Source organism: Streptomyces sp. W16, from assembly GCF_033194735.1.
GTDB lineage: Bacteria > Actinomycetota > Actinomycetes > Streptomycetales > Streptomycetaceae > Streptomyces.
Genome location: NZ_JAWOAI010001001.1, coordinates 1 through 1,727 on the forward strand (window position 1 = coordinate 1; position 1,727 = coordinate 1,727).

Consider the following 1,727-nt stretch of genomic DNA (forward strand, 5'->3'; position numbering starts at 1 on the left):
GCGAGGCACCGGTCCTCGGCCCGCGCCAGCCCCTCCTCCTCGACGAGGACGCCCTGCCGCTCGTACCGGCTCCGGCGCCGGTCGAACCGCACCACCACCGCCGACAGCGCACTCTCCTCCCGCGCCCTGCGCGTCAGCGCCGTGTCGCCGCGCGGCAGGAACACCAGATGCCCGAGGTCGACACAGTCGAGACACCGCGGCACCCCGCCCTCGACGACCAGCAGCGCCAACGGCCCTCGACGGCACCCCGCACAGTGCCGTTTCCTGAGCGGCTGGACGACCACAAGTCCGCTACGGACCGGGGGAGTCGAGAGCGATGCCATACGAGATCCATTCCCTGCCACTGCCCACATCTCTCCTGTCTCCTACGTCCGCCGCACCTGCGCCTCACGCGGAACGAACACCGACACACGCGTACGGTGCCGGCTCGGCGCCCCGATCTCGTCGAGCACCGCCACGGCCAGATCCGCGTACGACAGCCCGGGCGCACCCTCCGGCACCCGCTCGTCGCCGAACCGGTGGCGCCCGGTGCGCGGGGCGTCCTGCTCCAGCCCGCCGCCCGGCGTGAGCATCAGCCAGTCGACCACGCCCTCGCCGGCCTCCCGCAGATGCCGCAGGCCTGCCGTGTGGGCCAGCGCGAACGGCCGGATCTCCGGCGGAAACGCCGAGGGGTCGTCCATCACCGGCCGCCCGTCCGCCCCGAGGAGGTTCGCGAACAGCCCGACCGCGACGAGCCGCCGTACCCCCGCCGAGGCCAGCCCCTCCAGCAGCGCGTCAGCCGCCTTGACGAAGAAGTCGGGATCGAGGGACGCGAACCCCTGCTCGGGCCCGCTGAACGGCGACACCGCGTGCACGGCGGCCACCGCCCCGTCCGCGACCTCGCGCACCGATCCGGCATCGGTCACATCACCCCGCACGACCGAGACGCCCGCCGCCCCGAGACCCGCGTACCGCGCCGGATCCCGCACCACGGCCGTCACCTCGTACCCACGCCCGAGCGCCTCCGCCGTCACCGCCCGTCCCGCCCGACCCCCGGCCCCGAAGACGACGATCCCGTCCATGCCCAACCCCCTTGCCCGGCAGCGTCCTTCGCCGCCCGACCTGGACGTTAGGGGCCAGAGGCCCGGTTACTTCAACGGTATCGGCGCTAGCCTCGACGAATGACCGAAGCGACGACCGAAGCGACGGACGACGCCGTACGGCGGGATGCGCCGGCTTCGCAGGGCTCCCCAGACCCGCTGGACCCCGACATGTTCGACCCCGTCTGTCCCTCCTCCGTGGTGCCGTTTCGGGTGGGTGACAAGTGGACCGGTATGGTCGTCCGCTGTCTCGAAGGCGGCCCGCGCCGCTTCACCGAACTCCGGGTGCCACTCAGGGCCGTCACCCCCAAAGTCCTCAGCGAGACCCTGCGTGCCATGCAGCGCGACGGCCTGCTGACCAGGACCGCGTACGACGAGAACCCGCCGCGTGTCGAATACGCCCTCACCCCTCTCGGCCGCAGCCTCGTCCCCCTCCTCGACGCCGCCCGCGCCTGGAGCGAGACGCATCTCCCGCACCTTCTCGCCGCCCGCCGGAGCCACCCGCGCGACACCCCCTGACCGGGGTCTGACGCATCATGGGCCCTGTGCGACTGGAAGCGATCACCTGGGACCGGCTCGGCGACCTCCTCGCCGAGCGCCTGCTCGACCTGAAGCCGGCCGACGGCAGCCCCTGGCCGCGCATCGCCT

At 73.0% G+C, this 1,727-nt stretch carries 2 protein-coding genes and 2 pseudogenes; 2 read left to right on the forward strand and 2 right to left on the reverse strand.

Annotated features, from left to right (window positions below):
- Together R6V09_RS52415 and R6V09_RS52420 are read right to left on the reverse strand one after the other, a co-directional pair.
- Positions 1 to 323, reverse strand: a pseudogene (locus R6V09_RS52415) (DUF2293 domain-containing protein); the annotation flags it as partial.
- Positions 324 to 365: 42 nt separating this feature from the next.
- Positions 366 to 1,061, reverse strand: coding sequence for an NAD(P)-dependent oxidoreductase (locus tag R6V09_RS52420; protein ID WP_317888446.1), 696 nt, complete (start codon positions 1,059 to 1,061; stop codon positions 366 to 368).
- Positions 1,062 to 1,160: 99 nt separating this feature from the next.
- Here R6V09_RS52420 and R6V09_RS52425 point away from each other — a divergent pair, with 99 nt between their 5' ends.
- Positions 1,161 to 1,598 carry a winged helix-turn-helix transcriptional regulator gene (locus R6V09_RS52425; protein WP_317888447.1) on the forward strand — a complete coding sequence of 146 codons (438 nt, stop codon included), beginning with the start codon at positions 1,161 to 1,163 and terminating at the stop codon, positions 1,596 to 1,598.
- 17 nt (positions 1,599 to 1,615) lie between these two features.
- Positions 1,616 to 1,727 (forward strand): annotated as a pseudogene (locus R6V09_RS52430) (uridine kinase); the annotation flags it as partial.